General features: G+C 48.7%; 1 pseudogene. It reads left to right on the top strand.

Features of this window, described 5'->3' with window-relative positions:
- Positions 1–227: 227 nt before the first annotated feature.
- Positions 228–775 (top strand): annotated as a pseudogene (gene ompK36, locus VZP09_RS13320) (porin OmpK36); the annotation flags it as partial.

Here is a 775-nt window from a genome sequence, read left to right as displayed (position 1 = left end):
GATGATTAGTGCGTATTTCCCTGACCATTTTGCGGTGAAAAAAGTTCCGCTGAATTTACAAATTGAAACATCTTGTGGGAACTTTGAAACATCTTAGAAGTTTTAGTATCATATTCTTGTTGGATTATTCTGCATTTTGCAGCACAATGAAATAGCCGACTGATTAGAAGGGTAATCAGTAAGCNGTGGCATAATAAAAGGCATATAACAAACAGAGGGTTAATAACATGAAAGTTAAAGTACTGTCCCTCCTGGTACCGGCTCTGCTGGTAGCAGGCGCAGCAAATGCGGCTGAAATTTATAACAAAGACGGCAACAAATTAGACCTGTACGGTAAAATTGACGGTCTGCACTACTTCTCTGACGACAAGAGCGTCGACGGCGACCAGACCTACATGCGTGTAGGCGTGAAAGGCGAAACCCAGATCAACGACCAGCTGACCGGTTACGGCCAGTGGGAATACAACGTTCAGGCGAACAACACTGAAAGCTCCAGCGATCAGGCATGGACTCGTCTGGCATTCGCAGGCCTGAAATTTGGCGACGCGGGCTCTTTCGACTACGGTCGTAACTACGGCGTAGTATACGACGTAACGTCCTGGACCGACGTTCTGCCGGAATTCGGCGGCGACACCTACGGTTCTGACAACTTCCTGCAGTCCCGTGCTAACGGCGTTGCAACCTACCGTAACTCTGATTTCTTCGGTCTGGTTGACGGCCTGAACTTTGCTCTGCAGTATCAGGGTAAAAACGGCAGCGTCAGCGGCGAAGGCGC

Origin of the sequence: Klebsiella sp. EMBS2024 (genome assembly GCF_036233805.1) — a bacterium.
GTDB lineage: Bacteria > Pseudomonadota > Gammaproteobacteria > Enterobacterales > Enterobacteriaceae > Klebsiella > Klebsiella pneumoniae.
This window is presented reverse-complemented; position numbering and strand designations above follow the sequence as displayed.